Genomic DNA, 468 nt, shown 5'->3' on the forward strand with positions numbered 1-468 from the left:
AAAAATTCCATTGCACTTTCGCGAGGTTTTTCAAGTGATTTAGAATATTGTGCTTTATAAGCATTAAAACATTCTTTATCTTTTAATTCAGACTCAGGATCTTTTTTACACTCTTTAATCTTTTCTTCTAATTCTTGAGCATTCTTTGGATCTTTATAATATTCTACACTTTTTGGTTCTGAAGAACAAGCAGAAAAAACACCAGCAGTAACTACACTCAATAAACCTAGTTTAATTAAATTTTTCATAAAAACTCCTTTTGTATATTTATAGTAACTATTATATACTAATATTTACTAATATTAATTTTAAATACTAAAATTATATAATTTTATACAAATAATTACAAGAGGTAATTATTTATTTTTAGTGAAACTATCTTATTATTTCTTTTTCAGATATTGTTTTTATAGGATTTTTAAAGGTATTAAGTTTGTTTTGAAAATCAATAGAGTTTAGTTGTTTTTT

General features: G+C 22.2%; 1 protein-coding gene. It reads right to left on the reverse strand.

The genetic code is table 11. From position 1 onward, the window contains the following. A partial coding sequence (locus CQA76_RS08955; protein WP_137623024.1) for an EexN family lipoprotein occupies positions 1-248 on the reverse strand: 248 nt, incomplete at its 3' end. Positions 249-468 lie beyond the last annotated feature (220 nt).

It is taken from the genome of Campylobacter aviculae (genome assembly GCF_005406215.1).
In the GTDB taxonomy this organism is placed as follows: Bacteria; Campylobacterota; Campylobacteria; order Campylobacterales; family Campylobacteraceae; genus Campylobacter_D; species Campylobacter_D aviculae.